Raw genomic sequence first — 17,660 nt, forward strand, 5'->3', positions numbered from 1 at the left:
TGCATGCCGCGCGCGGCCTATGCTCTCGTTCCGCCATTGCAGGGGCAAAAACTTGAATTCAAGAGACTTCGATCGTGACTGAGCAGGTGACGCTGATTACCGGTGCCTCGGCGGGCATCGGCTTGGAGCTGGCGCGGGTGTTTGCCGCCAACGGACATCGCCTCGCATTGACCGCGAGACGGGCGGACCGGTTGGAGGCGCTCGCCATTGAGCTCGCCGCCAAGAGCGGCAGGAAGCCGATCGTGATCGTCTGTGATCTCGAGCAAGCGGATGCCGGCGAGACGATCGCGGCGGCCCTTGCCGCCGAAGGTGTCGAGCTCGATCATCTCGTCAACAATGCCGGCTTCGGCGTGTTCGGCGATGCGGTCGCGCGCGACCGCGCCGAGCAGCTCGGCATCGTCGATGTCAACGTCCGGGCCCTGACGGATCTCTCGCTGCGCTTTGCCGATCAGCTCATCAAGAACAAGGGCGGCCTTCTCAATGTCGGATCGGTCGCCGGCTTCCTGCCCGGCCCCGGCATGGCGGTCTACTACGCGTCCAAGGCCTACGTGATCTCCTTCACCGAAGCGTTGCGGGCGGAGCTCGCCTCGCGCGGCGTCCGCGTCACCGTACTTTGTCCGGGGCCGGTGCCGACCGAATTCCAGGCCCGCGCCGGTGTTGGATCGCAACATGATACGGCCGCACTCAACGTCTCTGCCGCCGAAGTTGCGCGGGAGGCGTATCGCGGCTTGATGGCCAACAAACGGGCAGTGCTGCCCGGTCTGGGCATCAAGATTGTGCCGTTCGCACTGCGTTTTTTCCCGCGCGGTTTCATCCTGGCCGCCACCAGCCGGTTCCAGAGGCGAAGGCATTAGAAAAATTACCAGCGCCCGTAGTGGCCCGGGGTTTGCTTATCGGACTTGTGTGCGCGAACTCACACGATGTTAACCATCGCTTAGCTATGCTGATGGTCTGAACCGATAGCACTCGCAGAGACCATGTCGTTCCGGACGGACAGGTTTGGTGGCGCAGAATTGGTGCCCTTCCGAAGGAGGGCGCCGGGCGCGGCCGCCGCCGAAGCCCGGCTCCCGGTTCTGATCGTCCTGCACCAGGAATCCTCGACGCCCGGCCGGGTCGGCAACGCGCTGCGCGCACTCGGCCATCGCCTCGACATCCGCCGTCCCCGCTTCGGCGATCCCCTGCCCGAGACGCTTGATCGGCATGCCGGCGCCGTATTCTTCGGCGGTCCGATGAGCGCCAACGATTCCGACGATTACCTCCGGCGCGAGATCGACTGGATCGAAATTCCGCTCCGCGAGCAGCGGCCGTTCCTCGGCATCTGCCTGGGCGCGCAGATGCTTGCGAAGCAGCTCGGCGCTCGCGTTGCGCCGCATGCGGAGGCGTTGACCCAGATCGGCTATTACCCGATCAGGCCAACCGCTGCGGGTCACGCGCTCTGTCCGCACTGGCCGGCACAGGTCTATCATTGGCACCGCGAGGGATTTGAGCTGGCGGTTGGCGCCGAGCTGCTCGCGGAAGGCGACGATTTTCCGGTGCAGGCGTTCCGCGCCGGCAATGCTTTCGGTGTGCAGTTCCACCCTGATGTGACCTACGCGATGATGCATTGCTGGACCACGCGCGGCTATGACGGCTTCAGCGCGCCCGGTGCGCGGCAGCGGCATCATCATTTCGCGGATCGTGCCGTCTACGACGTCGCGGAACGCGCATGGCTCGATCACTTCATCGATGGCTGGCTGACGCGCCGGCCGGTGCTGGCGCAAGCCGCCGAGTGATCGCGCCTCCGCGCAAGCTCTTGCCTCATCCCCTGATATGCTAGGCTCGTCCGCAACGCGCGCATACGAAATTGCGCCGGCAAACGAGGGAGAGCGCCATGGCCTACGAACACATTCTCTACGAGGTGAGCGACAGGATCGCGACCGTCACGCTCAACCGTCCGGACCGCATGAACGCATGGACGCCGATCATGGAGCGCGACGTGCGTCACGCGATGGAAGCGTCAAACGCCGACGACAATGTCCGCGTCATCGTGCTCACCGGCGCGGGCCGCGCCTTCTGCGCCGGCGCCGACATGGATGCGCTGAAAGGGCTCGATCCCAACGATGTCAGGCGCGCCTCCAGTCTGCCGCCCTTCGACATGAACCGTCGCCCGGATTGGCAGACGCGCTACGGTTATTATCCTTCGATCAAGAAGCCTGTCATCGCCATGCTCAACGGCGCGACCGCCGGCATCGGCCTGGTCCACGCGCTCTATTGCGACCTGCGCTTTGCCGCTGACAACACCGTGTTCACCACGGCCTTCGCGCGGCGCGGCCTGATCGCCGAGCATGGCATCAGCTGGATGCTGCCGCGCATCGTCGGCCATGCCAATGCGATGGATCTGCTGCTCTCGGCCAGGCGCGTGCCGAGCGAGGAGGCGCTGCGGATCGGGCTGGTCAACCGGCTCTGCTCGCCGGAAGAACTCCGCAAGGAGACCTACGCCTATGCACGTGATCTCGCCGATATGGTCTCGCCGAGCGCGATGGCCGTGATCAAGCAGCAGCTCTACGAGGTGCCGTTCCAGACCCTGGCGGAGGCGACGATCGAGGCTAACAGGGAGATGATGGTGGCGCTGAACGGCAGCGATTTCCGGGAGGGCGTGGCGAGCTTCATGGAGAAGCGGCCGCCGCGGTTCACGGGGAGGTAGGGGGAGATACTCGGAGGGAGCCCGCCGTCGCCCTTCGGGCTATGGCGCGGCAGCCTTCGCTACGAAGCGGCTTGCCGAGCCGAAGCAGGCGTAGCCTGCGAAGGCTGGTGGAGCCAGGCGGGATCGAACCGCCGACCTCGTCATTGCGAACGACGCGCTCTCCCAGCTGAGCTATGGCCCCGTTTGCTGGCCGCTCTGGTGAATGCGGCCGACAACCGGGCGCCATTTAAGTCCCCGCCAAGGTCAAGTCAAGGACGCGTGTTACCCGGTTTTAGCCATCCCGGGCGCCGACTTCCCTTGTTTGGGTCGGGGGGAACCGATATCTAGCACAAGCTGTCAATCCCGACCGCAGCCAGAGTTTTCAAAAGCCAGAGTCTTCAAAAGCCATGCGTGCCGTTCTCGACATCGTCATCATCGTGCTCGATCTCTACGTCTGGCTGCTGATCGCCTCCGCGATCCTGTCCTGGCTGATCGCCTTCAACGTGGTGAACACCCGCAACCAGTTCGTCTCGGCGGTCGCGGAGTTCCTGTACCGGATCACCGAGCCCCTGTTGGCGCCGATTCGCAATTTCCTGCCCAGTCTCGGCGGCCTCGACATCTCGCCGATCATCCTGATCCTGCTCATCATGTTCATCGAGCGGGTGATCCTGTATTACATCTACCCGAACGTGATCTAAGCGGGCTGGAGCGCCTTGGTTGCCAAAGTAGCTCGCAAGGAACCTTGGCGTTACTCAACCGCGGGCATCAGCATCGCGCTGCGGGTGACGCCGCGCGGCGGCCGCGACGACGTCGACGGAATCGAGCAACTCTCCGACGGCCGCAGCGTCCTCAAGGTACGGGTGCGCGCCATTGCCGATGGCGGCGAGGCCAACAAGGCCGTTCTGGTCCTGTTGGCAAAATCGCTTGGCGTCTCCAGGGCCAGCGTAAAACTGCTATCCGGTGCCACTTCACGGCTGAAGCAGGTCGCGGTCGACGGCGATCCGGTGCGGCTTGGCGAAACCCTGCGCCAACTCGCATCAGCCAAATCGACAGACTGAGGGAACTGACATGACCGCCAAAATCATCGATGGAAAAGTCATTGCCGCGGAACTCCGCGCCCGCGTCGCGGATGAGGTTGCCCGCGTCAGGCGCGAGCACAATCTCGTGCCGGGCCTTGCCGTGGTGCTGGTCGGCAACGATCCCGCCAGCGAAGTCTATGTCCGCTCCAAGCACACCCAAACCCAGGCGGCCGGTATGGCCTCGTTCGAGCACAAGCTGCCGGCCGACGTCTCGCAGGCAGATCTGCTGGCGCTCGTTGCAAAGCTCAACCGCGATCCCGCCGTGCACGGCATTCTCGTGCAGTTGCCGCTGCCGAAGGGGCTCAACACCGAAGCCGTCATCAACGCCATCGATCCTGCCAAGGACGTCGATGGGCTGCATCCGAGCAATGCCGGCCGGCTCGCCGGCGGTTTCGAGGCGCTGTCGCCCTGCACGCCGCTCGGCTGCATCATCCTGACCAAAAGCGTGCACGCCTCGCTCGAAGGCATGAATGCCATCGTCATCGGCCGCTCCAACCTGGTCGGTCGTCCGCTGGTGCAATTGCTGCTGAACGAGAACGCCACGGTCACCATCGTGCATTCACGCTCGCGCGACCTGCCCGGCCTCGTGAAGCGCGCCGACCTCGTCTATGCCGCGGTCGGTAAGCCGGAGATGGTGCGCGGCGACTGGCTGAAGCCGGGTGCAACCGTGATCGACGTCGGCATCAACCGCATTCCCAGGGAAGACGGCAAGACGCGGCTCGTCGGCGATGTCGCCTATCAGGAAGCGCTCGCGGTTGCAGGCGCGATCACGCCGGTGCCGGGCGGCGTCGGCCAGATGACGGTCGCGTGTCTCCTGGTGAATACGCTGCGCGCGGCCTGCGCAATCGCAGGGCTGCCGAAGCCTGCGGTGTAGCCGCTCGTCATTCCGGGGCGATGCGCAGCATCGAACCCGGAATCTCGAGGTTCCGGGTTCGCCTCTTCGAGGCGCCCCGGAACGACATCTAACCCTTCTTCTTCTTCTCGCGCTCGATGCCTTCGAGGATCAGTTTTTGCGCGTCCTCCGGGCCGCCCCAGCGCAGGATCTTCACCCATTTGCCCTTCTCGAGATCCTTGTAGTGCTCGAAGAAGTGCTGGATCTGCTGCAGCGTGATGTCCGGCAGGTCGGAGTACGACTTCACCTTGTCGTAGCGCTGCGTCAGCTTGGACGAGGGTACCGCCAAGATCTTTTCGTCACCGCCGGCTTCGTCTTCCATGAACAGCACGCCGACCGGTCGCACGCTCATGACGGCACCCGGGATGATGGCGCGGGTGTTGATGATCAGGACGTCGCAGGGGTCGCCATCATCCGACAGCGTGTGCGGGATGAAGCCATAGTTTCCGGGGTAACGCATCGGCGTGTACAGGAAGCGGTCCACGACAAGCGTGCCGGCCTCCTTGTCCATCTCGTATTTGATCGGTTCGCCGCCCACGGGGACTTCGATGACGACGTTGACGTCGTGGGGTACGTTCTTCCCGATCGAGATAGCATCGATACGCATTCAAAGCTCCGTTGTTGCCGAGGATAAATCGCGCCCGGCAGCGATTTTGGCGCTGTCATACGCGGGCTTGGCCCGCTGATCCATCGCGTTTTTGTGAAAAAATGAATCCAGCGATCACCGGCGCAAAAGGCGGGCGGTATCGATGGATGGAAAACGCTGCCGATTCGGGTTTCAGCAGCTCAATTGGTCCAGGCGAAGGCAACCTTGTCGAGCGATTTCGGCCCGAACCGCTCGGAAGAGCGCGCCACCATACGGCCGCCGAGTGCACGATAGAACTCGGTGGCCGGATCATTGTCCGACAGCGCCCACACCACCATGCTCTTCAGCCCGCTCTGCATCAGGTCGCGGCGGGCGGCGGCAAACAGGCGGCGGCCGAAGCCGAGGCCCTGGAATTCGGGGCGCAGATAAAGCTCGTAGATCTCGCCGTCGAAATGCAGGCTGCGCGCGCGGTTGCGGCCGTAATTGGCGTAGCCCGCGATCTTGTCGCCGAACACCAGCACGCTGACGCGGCTGCCCTTGCGGATCGCGCTGTCCCACCATTGCGGACCACGGCGATTGATCAGCTTTTCCAGCTCGCCGCCGGGAATGATGCCCTGATAGGCCGATCGCCAGGCTTCGTCATGGGTCGATGCCACCGCAGTTGCATCTGCAGCTTTGGCCGGCCGGACCTCGATCAGGGTTGTGCTCATGGACGCGATCAAACCAAGTCGCCGCGCCGGCGGCAAGACCTATCGTTAATTATCGGTTAACGTGTGGATTTTCTGCATCAGTTTTTATCCATGTTGTGCCGAAAGAGGACAAGCTGCCGCTCTGAATGGCAGCGGCTCGCCATGCATCGGTGCAAAACTCGGCGCGGCACCGAATGAATGGCAACGGCAGCGCAGAAAGTCCGCCCGAACTGATTCGTTCCTGTAGTGTGGCCTTGCTGTTCGTGTCGGCCACACCTGGCAATTCATGCGGCTCTTCGTCATCCCTGCGCTTCTGTCTTTGCTGACTGCGTCACCACTATGCGCTCAGGTTGCGTTCGGCCCATCGGGTGAGGAGGGCGAACCCTTGCGTCGGCAAGCGTGGCACGTGTCGTCGCCGGATGCCGGAATCGCCGCGCACGCCCTGCTGTTTCGCCCTGCCGGCGCGGGCCCGTTTCCCCTCGCGATCATCGCCCACGCCTCGACTCAGAATGGCCTGCGTCGCGCGCAAATGCCGCAGCCGGAATACCGCGCGCTCGCGGCCTATCTCGTCGCGCGCGGTTTTGCCGTGCTGGTGCCGGAGCGGCTCGGCCACGGCGCGACCGGTGGCCGCTATGTCGAAGACCAGGGCGGCTGCGACGAGGCGGATTACGCGCGATCGGGCCGCGCAACGGCCGACCAAATCTCGCTGGCGCTGAACTATCTGCGAAAGCAGGATTTCATCCGCAAGGACGCCGCAACCGTGATTGGCCATTCCGCGGGCGGTTGGGGTGCTTTGGCGCTTGCCAACGCCGATCCGAAGGCGGTCTCCGTGATCATTGCATTCGCACCGGGGCGCGGCGGCCATGCCAACGACGAGCCGAACAGGATCTGTGCGCCGAATACACTGCTTGCCACCGCCGCTGAATTTGGCAAGGCCGCGCGCATTCCCGTCACGTGGCTCGTTGCAAACAATGACAGCTACTTCACACCGGCATTTTCAAAAAGGTTGGTCGAGGCGTTTCGCGGCGCCGGTGGCAAGGTCGAGTTTCGTCCCCTGCCGGCGGTCGGCGACGAGGGTCATTCGATGATCGAAACCGAGGCCGGCGTGGAAGCCGCGAGCAGCGATCTCGCGCGCGCGCTGAACCCGCCGAAGCCAATGGCGACCAAGAAGCCATGACGCTGTATTTTCTGGTGAAGTTTCTCCATGTGTTCGGTGCCATCGTCATCCTCGGCACAGGAAGCGGCATCGCCTTCTTCATGCTGATGGCGCATCGCACGAATGATGCAGAATTCATCGCGCGCACGGCGTCGGTGGTGGTGATTGCGGACGCGATCTTCACGCTGTCGGCCGTGATCCTGCAACCGGTCAGCGGCGGCCTGCTGATGATGCTCTCGGCAACGCCGATCACCGAACGCTGGCAGCTGGCATCGCTCGCGCTGTATGCCCTCGCAGGCTTGTTCTGGGTCCCCGTCGTCTTCATGCAGATCGAGATGCGCGATCTCGCGCGCAAGGCCGCCGTCAAGCGCGCCGCGCTCCCGGAGCGCTACTTCGTGCTGTTCCGCCGCTGGTTCGCATTCGGCTTCCCGGGGTTTGGTGCGACGATGCTGATCCTCTGGCTGATGATTGCAAAACCGTTTTGAGGGGCGCGATGAGTGAGCGAACCATCCTGGTGTTCGGCGCCTCGGGCCTGATCGGCCGTTTCGTCACCGACGATTTGCGCGCGCGTGGCTTTCGCGTCGTGGGCGTGGCGCGCAGCCTGTCGCCGGCGCAGCAGATGAGCGCGCTGGACCTCGAGCTGCCGATCCTCGCCCTCGATGCGGCCGCGCTGACGCGGCTGTTCGGCGAGCACGCCGTCGACGTCGTCGTGAACTGCCTCGGCGTGCTCCAGGACGGGCCCGGCAGCGACACCAATGTCGTGCATCGCGATTTCGTTGCGCGTCTCGTTCAGGCGATCGGCGACAGCGGCCGCGCAATCCGCCTGGTGCACATCTCGATCCCAGGAACTGCGGAGGCCGATCGCACCGCCTTCGCAACGACCAAGCGCGAGGCGGAACGTTTGATCGCGGCCTCCGGCATTCCGTACGCCATCCTGCGGCCCGGCTTCGTGGTTGCGCCATCGGCCTATGGCGGCAGCGCCATGTTGCGGGCGTTGGCCGCTCTTCCGATCGATCTTCCGGCTGCTGAGATGGCGGCACCGTTCCAGCTCGTTGCAGCCGAGGATATTTCGGCCACGATCGGCTGGCTCGCGGCACGTGACGTCGGCGACGCCTCCGTGACAGCCGTGAGCTGGGACCTGATGCGCCCGGAGCCGATCACCATGGCCGGCGTGGTCAAGCAGTTTCGCATCGCATTCGGCACGGATGGCTGGCGGCGCATCGCCCTGCCGTCCGTCCTGCTCGATCTCGGTGCGAAAATCGGTGATTTGGCCAGCCATCTCGGCTGGATGCCGCCGGTGCGCTCCACGGCGATTGCCGAGCTGCGCCGCGGCGTGCGCGGCGATCCCTCGGCGTGGATCGCCGCCACAGGCATCGCGCCGAAGTCATTGGCCGAGACCATCGGGCGTCATCCCGCCGCCATCCAGGACAAATGGTTCGCGCGGCTGTTCATGGCCAAGGCGCTGATTGTCGCGAGCCTGGTGGCGTTCTGGATCGTCTCCGGCTTCATCGCGCTGTTCGTCTCGTACCGCGCCGCCGCCGGTATTCTCACCGCGCACAATTTTCCGTCTGCGCTGGTCGATCCCATCACCATCGGCACCAGCCTGATGGATATGAGCATCGGCGTGCTGATTGCCTTCCGCCGCACCGCGGCGATTGGGCTGATCGCGGGGATCCTGGCTTCGCTCGGCTATATGGTCGGTGCAGCCATCCTCACGCCCGATCTCTGGATCGAGCCGCTCGGCGCGCTCGTGAAGACCGGGCCGGCGATCGTGCTGATGCTGGTCGCGCTTCTGATACTGGATAATCGATAGCGTTTTCGAGCAACGTGGATTCCGGTTCGCGTGAAGAAAACGCGTAAATTAGAGAGTCTAATGAGCACGTGGCCCGAAGATGACGTGATCCTGTTCGACGGCGTCTGCATCTTCTGTTCGCGCTGGGTGCGCTTCGTTGCCAAGCGCGATAAGACGGGGCGGTTTCGTTTCACGCCGATCCAGTCGGATTATGGCACGCGGTTGGCGCGGACATTTGGCATCGATCCGGATGATCCCGATACCAATGCGGTCGTCCATGGCGGCGTGGTCTTCATGAAATCGGACGCCGCGCTGACGGTGCTGTCCCAACTCCCCCGTTGGGGCTGGGTCCGCGTCTTGTTCGCCGTGCCGAAGCCGCTGCGTGATGCCGCATACGGCCTCGTCGCGCGCAACCGCTATCGCATCTTCGGGAAGTACGACGCGTGTTTCGTGCCCGATGCCGATTTGCGGGCGCGGGTGATCGAGTGATCCAACAGCAGCGCTCACAAACTCGGTGTCGTCCCGGCGGAGGCCGGGACCCATAGCCGCAGCGTGCAGTTTGGCGAAGACTGGAAGTGAAGGGTCAACCGCGGTACGAGCGCCACGGTTCATTGAGAAATCACGCGGTATGGGTCCCGGCCTACGCCGGGTCGACTTCGTAGTAAGAGCTTACCCAATCGCCGCCAGCACTTCCTTAGCCGCCCGCTCCCCGCTGTCGCGCGCGCCATGCGCCGTCGTGAAGAAAGTCGGCGATGTCGCTTCCCCGGCAAAGAACAGCCGCCCATCCACCGGCGCGGCCAACACCGCGCGATCCCCTGCGTGGCCCGGCAGCGCGTGGGAATACGATCCCCGCGCGAACGGATCATGCGCCCAGCGCGACTCGTACAGCGGCTTCAGCTTGCGGCGGATGTCGTTGCCGAGGAAGCCCGCGATCTCGTCGATGCTTTGCGCGGTGATGGCGCCTTCACCGGCGTCTTCCAAGGCACGGGCAAAGCTGCCGCCGAAGAAGCCTTCGATGCAGGGCTGGCCGAACGGGCGGATGTGGTAGGTGCCCATGTCCGTGCGCATGGTGGCGCCGCGCAGGTTGCCTTCCTTCGGAAAAGCTTCGGCATCGCTCAGCGCGAGCGTCACCTTGTCGTCGACGCCGAGCGGCACGCCGGCCGCGGCATCGACCTTGGCCGGCAACGGCGGTGAAAAGCGGATCGCCTCGTCGGCGATCAGATTGGTCGGGACGGTGACGATCGCCTTGTCGGCGGTCAACGTGCCCTGCGATGTCTCGATGCGCAGGCGCTTGCCGGAATGATCGATGAGAGTGACGTTGCAGTTCAGTGCCACCGCGCAAGGGCTGCCATAGGCAGCAATGAGCGCGCCATAGCCGCGCCGGACGCGCCAGTTGAGGTCACGGTCCTCATAGGCGTCCCAGTCCAGCGTCGACATGTCCTTCAATTCGCAGCCGTTGACGTATGTCGAGACCGCGTCGATCATCGGGTTCCAGCGATTGCCGGGCTCGAGGCTGAGGCTAGCCGGTTCATCCTTGCCCTTTTGCGCGGCCTGCCAGAGACGCTCGTAGAACGCCTCCATCGCGCGCATGAAATCGTCGCGCTCGGCTTGCGGAAAGGCGTTGCCGAAGGCGCGCTCGCGCCAGGGCGGCAGGTTCGTGTTGAGCTCGAAACCGAGCTGCTTTGCGATTGGAACGAAGGAGTTCTTGTCGGCCGAGTGCAGCCAGCCGCAGCCGACATCGAAGGTGACCTCAGGTGAGGCCTGCACGGTCCAGGCGCGGCCGCCGATCCTGTTGCGCCCCTCCAGCACGATCACCGCGAGGCCTGAACCCGCCAGCGCATGCGCCGCGCCGAGGCCGGCGGCCCCGGCACCGATGATCGCGACGTCCACAGAGGAGGGAAGGGAGTTCATGGGCGGGCTCTAGCACGTTCGCTGAGAAGCCACCACAAAACGAGCTGTCATCACCCGCCTTGTGCGCGCTTGCGCACTGGGGCGGGTGATCCAGTATTCCAGAGGCAGTTGTTACAGGGCCGAGAGGCCGCGGCGTACTGGATTCCCCGCCTTCGCGGGGAATGACAGAGAGTGTGGAGGTAGCTTACGCCACGGCTTCCTTGGCCTTTTCCGCGCGCTTGCGCTCGTTCGGGTCGAGATGCTTCTTGCGCAGGCGGATCGACTTCGGGGTGACCTCGACGAGCTCGTCGTCCTCGATATAGGCGAGCGCCTTCTCCAGCGTCATGCGGATCGGCGGAGTCAGGCGCACGGCTTCGTCCTTCGACGTCGTGCGGATGTTGGTGAGCTGCTTGCCCTTGAGCACGTTGATCTCGAGATCGTTGTCGCGGGTGTGCTCGCCGACGATCATGCCCTTGTAGACCTTCCAGCCCGGCTCGATCATCATCGGACCGCGGTCCTCCAGCTTGAACATGGCGTAGGCCACCGCTTCGCCCTGGTCATTGGAGATCAGCACGCCGTTGCGGCGGCCCTGGATCTCGCCCTTGTACGGCGCATAGCCGTGGAACAGGCGGTTCATGATCGCGGTGCCGCGGGTGTCGGTGAGCAGCTCGCCCTGGTAGCCGATCAGGCCGCGGGTCGGCGCGTAGAACACCAGGCGCTGACGGTTGCCGCCGGAGGGCTTCATCTCGATCAGCTCGGACTTGCGCTCGCTCATCTTCTGCACGACGACGCCGGAATGCTCCTCGTCGACGTCGATCACGACTTCCTCGATCGGCTCCATGGCGCCGCCGGTGGCCTCGTCCTTCTGGTAGACGACGCGCGGACGCGACACCGAGAGCTCAAAGCCTTCGCGGCGCATGGTCTCGATCAGGATCGCGAGCTGCAATTCGCCGCGGCCCGACACTTCCATCGCATCCTTGTCGGCGGCTTCGACCACGCGCAGCGCGACGTTGCCCTCGGCTTCGCGCAAGAGACGGTCGCGGATCATGCGGCTCGTCACCTTGTCGCCTTCGGTGCCGGCGAGCGGGGAGTTGTTGACGATGAAGGACATCGACACGGTCGGCGGATCGATCGGCTGTGCCGGCAGCGGCACCTCGACGGTCGGATCGCAGAAGGTGTCGGCGACGGTGCCCTTGGTGAGACCCGCGATCGCGACGATGTCGCCGGCTTCGGCTTCATCGAGCGGGGTGCGCTCGAGGCCGCGGAAGGCCAGGATCTTGGTGATGCGTCCGGACTCGACCAGCTTGCCCTCGGCGTTGAGCACCTTGACCTGCTGGTTCGGCTTCAGCGTGCCGGAGGAGATACGGCCGGTGATGATGCGGCCGAGGTAGGGATTGGCCTCGAGGATGGTCCCGATCATTCGGAACGGGCCCTCTTCGACCTTCGGCGGCGCGACATGGCGCAGGATCAGGTCGAACAGCGGCTCCATGCCCTTGTCCTTCGGACCCTCCGGGCTCTCGGCCATCCAGCCCTGCTTGGCCGACCCGTAGAGGATCGGGAAGTCGAGCTGTTCTTCGCTGGCATCCAGCGCTGCGAACAGATCGAACACCTCGTTGATGACCTCGGTCGGGCGCGCGTCGGGGCGGTCGACCTTGTTGATGACGACGATCGGCTTCAGGCCGACCTTGAGTGCTTTGGAGACCACGAATTTGGTCTGCGGCAGCGGGCCTTCGGCGGCGTCCACCAGCACCAGGGCGCCATCCACCATGTTCAGGATGCGCTCGACCTCACCGCCGAAATCGGCGTGGCCGGGTGTGTCGACGATGTTGACGCGGGTGTCCTTCCACTGCACCGAGGCCGCCTTGGCCAGGATGGTGATGCCGCGCTCGCGCTCCAGATCGTTGGAGTCCATGGCGCGATCGGTCACCTTCTGGTTCTCGCGGAACGTGCCGGATTGCTGCAGGAGCTTGTCAACCAGAGTTGTCTTGCCATGGTCGACGTGGGCGATGATGGCGACGTTACGGAGGTTCATGAGTGAGCTTCTTTGCGTTCGAACAATGGGTTAAGCGCGATCTCGCCGGTCGGACCGGGACCTCTTCTCGAAACAACGCTGGAAGACTGGAAACGGGCGCTCGCCGCCCAAAAGGGAAGCCCGGCCATATCGGACCGGGCGCCCTGCGCGTTGCGGCGCAATATATGCAAAAACGGCCAAAAAACAATGTGTTCTTTGGCCATTGGTTGACTGAATTTTGTCCGGGAATCTCCGGGGGTTAGGCAAATCGACGGGCTTATCCGTGCCGCCCCCTTTATGGCCGCGCGCTCGGAGAGCTGCGCGGGGCGGCGAAGGACGCCGTCGGCCCCTGCAAGCCCGGCCGCTACCCGGCTTCCCGCTCCTCGGTGGGATAGACTCCCCGCAGCACATCTTCGAAGTGCGTCTTCACGGCGTCATTGCAGAGGCACGCGCGCAGCCGCAGGCCGTCGCGGCTGCGAACCAGGATCGAGCCTCGTCTGGTGTCGAGCACGCCTTCGGCCTTGAAAGACTGCAGCACGCGGCTCGCATAGCTTCGCCCGACCCCGAGCAGCGTTGCAAGCTGCTCGTGAGTCAGCGGCACGCTGCGCTCGTCGCCGGTCCGCTCCATCGCGGCCAGAATCCATTTGGCCGTGCGTTGCTCGATCGAGTGGATGGCGTTGCAGGCGGTCGACTGGAAGATCTGCGCCAGCATGCAATCGGCATAGCGGGCGAAGATGTTGCGCAGCGACGGCGAGCGCGCCTTCGCCGCCTCCAGCTTGGCGACGTGGATGCGTGCAAACGGCCCGCCGAACTTCACGCAGATGCGGGTATAGGCCGGCAGAAATCCCTCGCTGACGATGCCGCCCACGGCGCCTTCACGGCCGACCAGAATGGTCTCCACATCGCGGCCATCCTCGTTGGGGACGAGAAAAGTCGCGAGCGAGGGGCCGCAAGGAAAATGGACGACCTGGACGTCGTCGCCGGGATTGTAGAGCAGCTGGCTCGCCGCGCAGTCCTCGACGGAGACGTGCGGTCCAAGCAATGCGTAGTCTGCCGCGCTCAGGCGCCGCAACAGATTGTTGGCCGGCCGGCTGTCGACCTCGTTTGTACTGGCGATACGCGCATCCATCGTGAAACCCCCGTCCTCCTTTCCACAATACCGAGTTCCGTCCGTTTCCTGTGTGCACAAGTGGACAGACTCAAGAATTGTGATGTGGTGGGTTTCGTTCCGGGAACCCCTCGATGCGCTGGGCGCAGGTATCGTGACGCGGCTGTCCTGATCAGAAAAACCCTCACTTCCAGACGCGATCATGGCACCCGCTCCTTCCGATGGCTTACCCTGTCCTTCCGACGTCCTGGTCGTCGAGGACGATCCGATCATTGCAATCGATTTCGAGGACCGTCTGCTCGCCTTTGGCGCGAGCCACGTGCGCACCGCCGGGTCGGTGATGCAGGCGCTCGACGCGATCGAGAAGCGCGCCCCCGATTTCGCACTGCTTGACGTCGAGCTGATCCGCGAGAAGAGCTTTGCGATCGCCGAGCGTCTGGTCGCGCTGAACATCCCGTTCGTCTTCGTCACCGGCTATGGCGCCGAGACGGGGATTCCGCCCGAATTTGCGGCGCGGCCGCGGCTGCAAAAGCCGTGCTCGAGCGAGGCGCTGGAAGCCGTGCTGCGAACGCACGGCGCCTGAGGCTCAGACAAATTTCGGATCCAGCGTCGTCGACCACAGCGCGACGTCGGCGCGGTCGCGCAGCGTCACCGTCATCTGGCCGGAGGCGCCGTCGATCCTGACGTGGCCGAAGAACTGCATGCCGGCAGACGGCGGCAGGTTCTGGCTGTCCTTGCCCGGTGCCTTGACGAAGCGCACCTCCGGCCCAAACGTGTTGTCGAGCGTGTTCGGACCGAACGTGCCCGCGTGCAGCGGGCCCGAGACGAACTCCCAGAACGGCTCGAAATCCTGGAATTGCGCCCTGTTCGGATCGTAGTAGTGCGCGGCAGCGTAGTGCACGTCCGCGGTCAGCCACACCGTGTTGCGGACCGGCGCCGTCTTGATGAAGCGGAGGATGTCCGCGATCTCGAACTCGCGGCCGCGCACCGGGCCGTCGCCTTGCGCGAAGGCCTCCGAGCCGCCCTTCGGCGTGTCCGGGACGATCAGGCTGAGCGGCATGTCGGAAGCGATCACCTTCCAGGTCGCGCGCGAGTCGAGCAGGCCGCGCTTGAGCCAGGCGATCTGGTCGGGTCCGAGAAAGTAGCTGGCCGGGCCGTATTCCGTTTCGAGGTTCGGACCGTTCGCGCCGCGATAGCTGCGCTCGTCGAGCACGAACACGTCGAGATGCGGGCCGTAGGAGATCCGGCGATAGACGCGGCCCGGCTCGCTGATGCTCTCGCGCATCGGATACATCTCGTGGAAGGCGCGGGCCCCGCGCGCAGCGAGCAGCGCGATGTTGCGCTCCTTGTAGGCCGCCGGTAGCTCCTTGGAGAGCGACCAATTGTTGGTCACCTCGTGGTCGTCCCACTGCACGAAAATCGGCACTTCGGCATTGAAGGCGCGGAGATTGTCGTCGGTCAGATTGTATTTGTGCGCGGCGCGATACTCATCCAGCGTCTCCGCGACCTTGGCCTTTTCGGGGATGGTGAGGTTCTTCCAGATCCTGCCGTCAGCAAGCTTCACCTCGGCCTGGATCGGGCCGTCGGCATAGATGGTGTCGCCGGAGTGCAGGAAGAAGTCCGGACGATGCTTGCGCATCGCCGCGAAGGTGACCATGCCGCCGTCATCGGGATTGATGCCCCAGCCTTGGCCGGCGACGTCACCGCCCCAGACGAAGCTGACGTCGCGGCGATCGGCTGGCGCGGTGCGGAAGCGGCCGGTCACCGCTTTGCCCTCGACCGCACTGTGCGCGAGATCGCGGAAGCGGACGCGATAGAAGATATCCTGGCCGGCGGGTAGATTTTCAACCAGCATTTTCGCGGTGAAGTCGTTCTCGGGCAGCGCCGCGATCGGCGGCAGCGCCCGGGCATTCCTGAACGTATCAGTCGTCGCCACCTCGACCTGCATCTGGGCCGGCCGGTCGGTGCGCGCCCACACCACGCCGCCGTCGGCGGTGACGTCGCCCGATTGCACGCCATGGGTGACCGCCGGTCGATCCGCGGCGCGCGAGAGTGAGGGCATCGCGACCACACCAAGCACGCCGGCGCTGGAGGTGAGGAAACGGCGGCGGGAGAATTTGATGTTCATGGACGGGTTCGCTGCTTGCTGTCGGCGCACGACTTGCGCCGTCATTCCGGGATGGTGCGTTGGCACCAGGCCCGGAATCTCGAGATTCTCAGGTACGCAATTGCGCACCGGGGCTCGATGCTGTCGCATCGCGCCGGAATGACGGTGAACCTATATTGAGACAATGTGACGCAGCAATTACGCGCACTAGCCGTTAGGCGTTGCCGGCGGCCCTGAACTGCGCACTCGCACGTTGCAGGTTCGGTGGCAGGCTGAACAACACCGCCTTGCGGTCGGCAACGGCGGCGTGGAACTGGTCGAGCGCGATGTTGAAGGCGGTGAGCGCGGCTTCCTCGATCGCGCCGTGATCGAAGCAGCGCAGCGTGTCGCGCAGGATGTCGTCGGCCTCGGTCTGCATCTGGTCGAGCTCTTCGGTCGTCTCGCATTTGCGTGCGGCCGCGATCATGTCCAGCAGGCGTTCGCGCTGATGGTTGTTGTTGTCGCGTTCGTCCTTCTTCAGATAGCCCGCGAACCAGGCGCCGATCGAGCCCGTGGCCGAGAGCGCCATCAGGCTCCACCAGATGTAATCGCTGTATTTGTCGAGGAAGGTCTTCTCCTCGCCATCGACGAAGGCGGCTGCGCCGGGATGCACGGGGATCACCGCATCCTTGTCGGTGTCGGGCGTCTCGATCTTCGCCGCCAGCGGGAATTCCGCCACCAATTGCTGCCGCACGGCGAAGAGTTGTCGCGTGAACGCCGCGATGATGGTGTCGGACACCCCTTTGCGCGCCACGATGTGGTGCGAGAAGCTGATGGTCTTGACCTCGTCGTCCGGACGATCGGGTGAACCGCCGTAAGTGCCTGCGGGAATCTCCGAGGATTCATAGGCCGGATGGTTCTGCGCGATTGCGTCCGCGGAATCGATGGCAAGGAAGGTCGGCGTACCGCCCTCCCTGACCGATGCCGCGATCGCGTCGGCCGTGATCTTGCTGTTGACCGGGCCGGCGGCGAGGTAGACGTCGGCCTTCTGCGCCTTGATCGCCTCGGCGACCTCATTGACGGGGAATTGCACGATCTCGACCTTGGCGGGATCGACGCCGTATTGCTGGAGGATCACCTTGAGCAGATTGACGTTGGCCTGGGTCCGGCCGACGACGCCGATGCGATGGCCGGCGAGCTGCGCGATCTTGGTGATCTTCGCGCCCTTCTTCTTGCCCTTGCCGGCTACGGTCCATAGCACCACCACGTTCTTGCGCAGGGTCGCGACCGCCTGTGCGTTCTTCGGCACGTCGAGGTCGCCGCGCACGATGGCAAGATCGACCTTGCCCTCGGCGAGTGCATTGGCGCTGGCGGTCGCGCCGTCGGTCTGGATCGGGCGCAGCCGCACATAGCTCTTGTGCTGCGCGAAACCCTGCGTCAGCGCCTGCACGACCTTGACGTCATCGCTGTTGGCGGGACCGACCGCGATCTTCAGCGTCACCGGCCGCATCGCGAAATAATAACCGCCTGCGAGCGCACCGACGATGGCAAGCACGAACGCCAGAGACACGAGTGCCGTCTTCCGCGCCGCGGAGCGCGGCGAAGGCGGAGAGGGCGCTTCGGCCAGGTCCAATCCCCCGGTCATCGATCTCCCAAACGGGCGCTTGAGGCTCAGTTTCATCTTGGCCGGCGACTTACGCCGGCAATTG

18 protein-coding genes and 1 tRNA gene are annotated in these 17,660 nt (G+C 64.5%); 11 read left to right on the forward strand and 8 right to left on the reverse strand.

Annotated features, from left to right (window positions below):
• The first annotated feature begins 74 nt into the window (after window positions 1–74).
• From HAP40_RS01425 to HAP40_RS01435, 3 genes are all read left to right on the forward strand, one after another.
• Entirely contained in the window at window positions 75–854 is a 780-nt protein-coding gene (locus HAP40_RS01425) for an SDR family NAD(P)-dependent oxidoreductase (RefSeq protein WP_166811453.1), read from the forward strand.
• A gap of 123 nt (window positions 855–977) precedes the next feature.
• Window positions 978–1,772: a glutamine amidotransferase gene (locus HAP40_RS01430; RefSeq protein WP_166811451.1), complete on the forward strand. Its 795-nt coding sequence runs from the start codon at window positions 978–980 to the stop codon at window positions 1,770–1,772.
• Between the two features lie 98 nt (window positions 1,773–1,870).
• A complete protein-coding gene (locus tag HAP40_RS01435; protein WP_166811449.1) occupies window positions 1,871–2,683 on the forward strand; it encodes an enoyl-CoA hydratase in 813 nt (270 codons plus the stop codon).
• A gap of 105 nt (window positions 2,684–2,788) precedes the next feature.
• On the opposite strand, the gene HAP40_RS01440 is transcribed toward HAP40_RS01435, so the two are convergent.
• A tRNA-Ala gene (locus tag HAP40_RS01440) sits at window positions 2,789–2,864 on the reverse strand.
• A gap of 205 nt (window positions 2,865–3,069) precedes the next feature.
• On the opposite strand from HAP40_RS01440, the gene HAP40_RS01445 reads away from it, so the two are divergent.
• The 3 genes from HAP40_RS01445 to folD are packed head-to-tail and all read left to right on the forward strand — an operon-like array spanning window position 3,070 to window position 4,615.
• On the forward strand, window positions 3,070–3,360 hold the full coding sequence (locus tag HAP40_RS01445) for a YggT family protein (protein WP_008539240.1): 291 nt from the start codon (window positions 3,070–3,072) through the stop codon (window positions 3,358–3,360).
• A gap of 15 nt (window positions 3,361–3,375) precedes the next feature.
• Entirely contained in the window at window positions 3,376–3,720 is a 345-nt protein-coding gene (locus HAP40_RS01450) for a DUF167 domain-containing protein (RefSeq protein ID WP_166811447.1), read from the forward strand.
• A gap of 10 nt (window positions 3,721–3,730) precedes the next feature.
• Entirely contained in the window at window positions 3,731–4,615 is an 885-nt protein-coding gene (gene folD, locus HAP40_RS01455; protein ID WP_166811445.1) for a bifunctional methylenetetrahydrofolate dehydrogenase/methenyltetrahydrofolate cyclohydrolase FolD, read from the forward strand.
• 88 nt (window positions 4,616–4,703) lie between these two features.
• Here folD and ppa read toward each other — a convergent pair whose 3' ends face one another.
• Window positions 4,704–5,240: an inorganic diphosphatase gene (ppa, locus tag HAP40_RS01460; protein WP_166811443.1), complete on the reverse strand. Its 537-nt coding sequence runs from the start codon at window positions 5,238–5,240 to the stop codon at window positions 4,704–4,706.
• 179 nt (window positions 5,241–5,419) lie between these two features.
• A complete protein-coding gene (locus HAP40_RS01465) occupies window positions 5,420–5,929 on the reverse strand; it encodes a GNAT family N-acetyltransferase (protein ID WP_166811441.1) in 510 nt (169 codons plus the stop codon).
• A gap of 265 nt (window positions 5,930–6,194) precedes the next feature.
• On the opposite strand from HAP40_RS01465, the gene HAP40_RS01470 reads away from it, so the two are divergent.
• The 4 genes from HAP40_RS01470 to HAP40_RS01485 are packed head-to-tail and all read left to right on the forward strand — an operon-like array spanning window position 6,195 to window position 9,345.
• Window positions 6,195–7,085, forward strand: coding sequence for an alpha/beta hydrolase family protein (locus HAP40_RS01470; RefSeq protein ID WP_166811439.1), 891 nt, complete (start codon window positions 6,195–6,197; stop codon window positions 7,083–7,085).
• A complete protein-coding gene (locus tag HAP40_RS01475; RefSeq protein ID WP_166811437.1) occupies window positions 7,082–7,549 on the forward strand; it encodes a DUF2269 family protein in 468 nt (155 codons plus the stop codon). The genes HAP40_RS01470 and HAP40_RS01475 overlap by 4 nt, the downstream gene beginning before the upstream one ends.
• Before the next feature lie 8 nt (window positions 7,550–7,557).
• Complete coding sequence (locus HAP40_RS01480) at window positions 7,558–8,877, forward strand: SDR family oxidoreductase (protein ID WP_166811435.1); 1,320 nt, start codon at window positions 7,558–7,560, stop codon at window positions 8,875–8,877.
• Between the two features lie 60 nt (window positions 8,878–8,937).
• A complete protein-coding gene (locus HAP40_RS01485; RefSeq protein WP_166811433.1) occupies window positions 8,938–9,345 on the forward strand; it encodes a thiol-disulfide oxidoreductase DCC family protein in 408 nt (135 codons plus the stop codon).
• A 180-nt stretch (window positions 9,346–9,525) separates the two neighbouring features.
• Here the strand turns inward: HAP40_RS01485 and HAP40_RS01490 are convergent, their stop codons facing one another.
• From HAP40_RS01490 to HAP40_RS01500, 3 genes are all read right to left on the reverse strand, one after another.
• Window positions 9,526–10,767 (reverse strand): flavin monoamine oxidase family protein, encoded by a 1,242-nt coding sequence (locus tag HAP40_RS01490; protein ID WP_166811431.1) that lies wholly within the window; start codon window positions 10,765–10,767, stop codon window positions 9,526–9,528.
• 184 nt (window positions 10,768–10,951) lie between these two features.
• Window positions 10,952–12,778 carry a translational GTPase TypA gene (gene typA / locus HAP40_RS01495; protein WP_166811429.1) on the reverse strand — a complete coding sequence of 609 codons (1,827 nt, stop codon included), beginning with the start codon at window positions 12,776–12,778 and terminating at the stop codon, window positions 10,952–10,954.
• Between the two features lie 343 nt (window positions 12,779–13,121).
• Window positions 13,122–13,886 (reverse strand): Crp/Fnr family transcriptional regulator, encoded by a 765-nt coding sequence (locus HAP40_RS01500; protein ID WP_166811427.1) that lies wholly within the window; start codon window positions 13,884–13,886, stop codon window positions 13,122–13,124.
• Window positions 13,887–14,067: 181 nt separating this feature from the next.
• On the opposite strand from HAP40_RS01500, the gene HAP40_RS01505 reads away from it, so the two are divergent.
• A complete protein-coding gene (locus tag HAP40_RS01505; protein WP_166811425.1) occupies window positions 14,068–14,448 on the forward strand; it encodes a response regulator in 381 nt (126 codons plus the stop codon).
• A gap of 3 nt (window positions 14,449–14,451) precedes the next feature.
• Here HAP40_RS01505 and HAP40_RS01510 read toward each other — a convergent pair whose 3' ends face one another.
• Complete coding sequence (locus HAP40_RS01510) at window positions 14,452–15,993, reverse strand: alkaline phosphatase D family protein (RefSeq protein WP_166811423.1); 1,542 nt, start codon at window positions 15,991–15,993, stop codon at window positions 14,452–14,454.
• Between the two features lie 193 nt (window positions 15,994–16,186).
• On the reverse strand, window positions 16,187–17,632 hold the full coding sequence (locus HAP40_RS01515; RefSeq protein ID WP_166811421.1) for a TAXI family TRAP transporter solute-binding subunit: 1,446 nt from the start codon (window positions 17,630–17,632) through the stop codon (window positions 16,187–16,189).
• Between the last annotated feature and the right edge of the window lie 28 nt (window positions 17,633–17,660).

Source organism: Bradyrhizobium sp. 1(2017), assembly GCF_011602485.2.
In the GTDB taxonomy this organism is placed as follows: Bacteria; Pseudomonadota; Alphaproteobacteria; order Rhizobiales; family Xanthobacteraceae; genus Bradyrhizobium.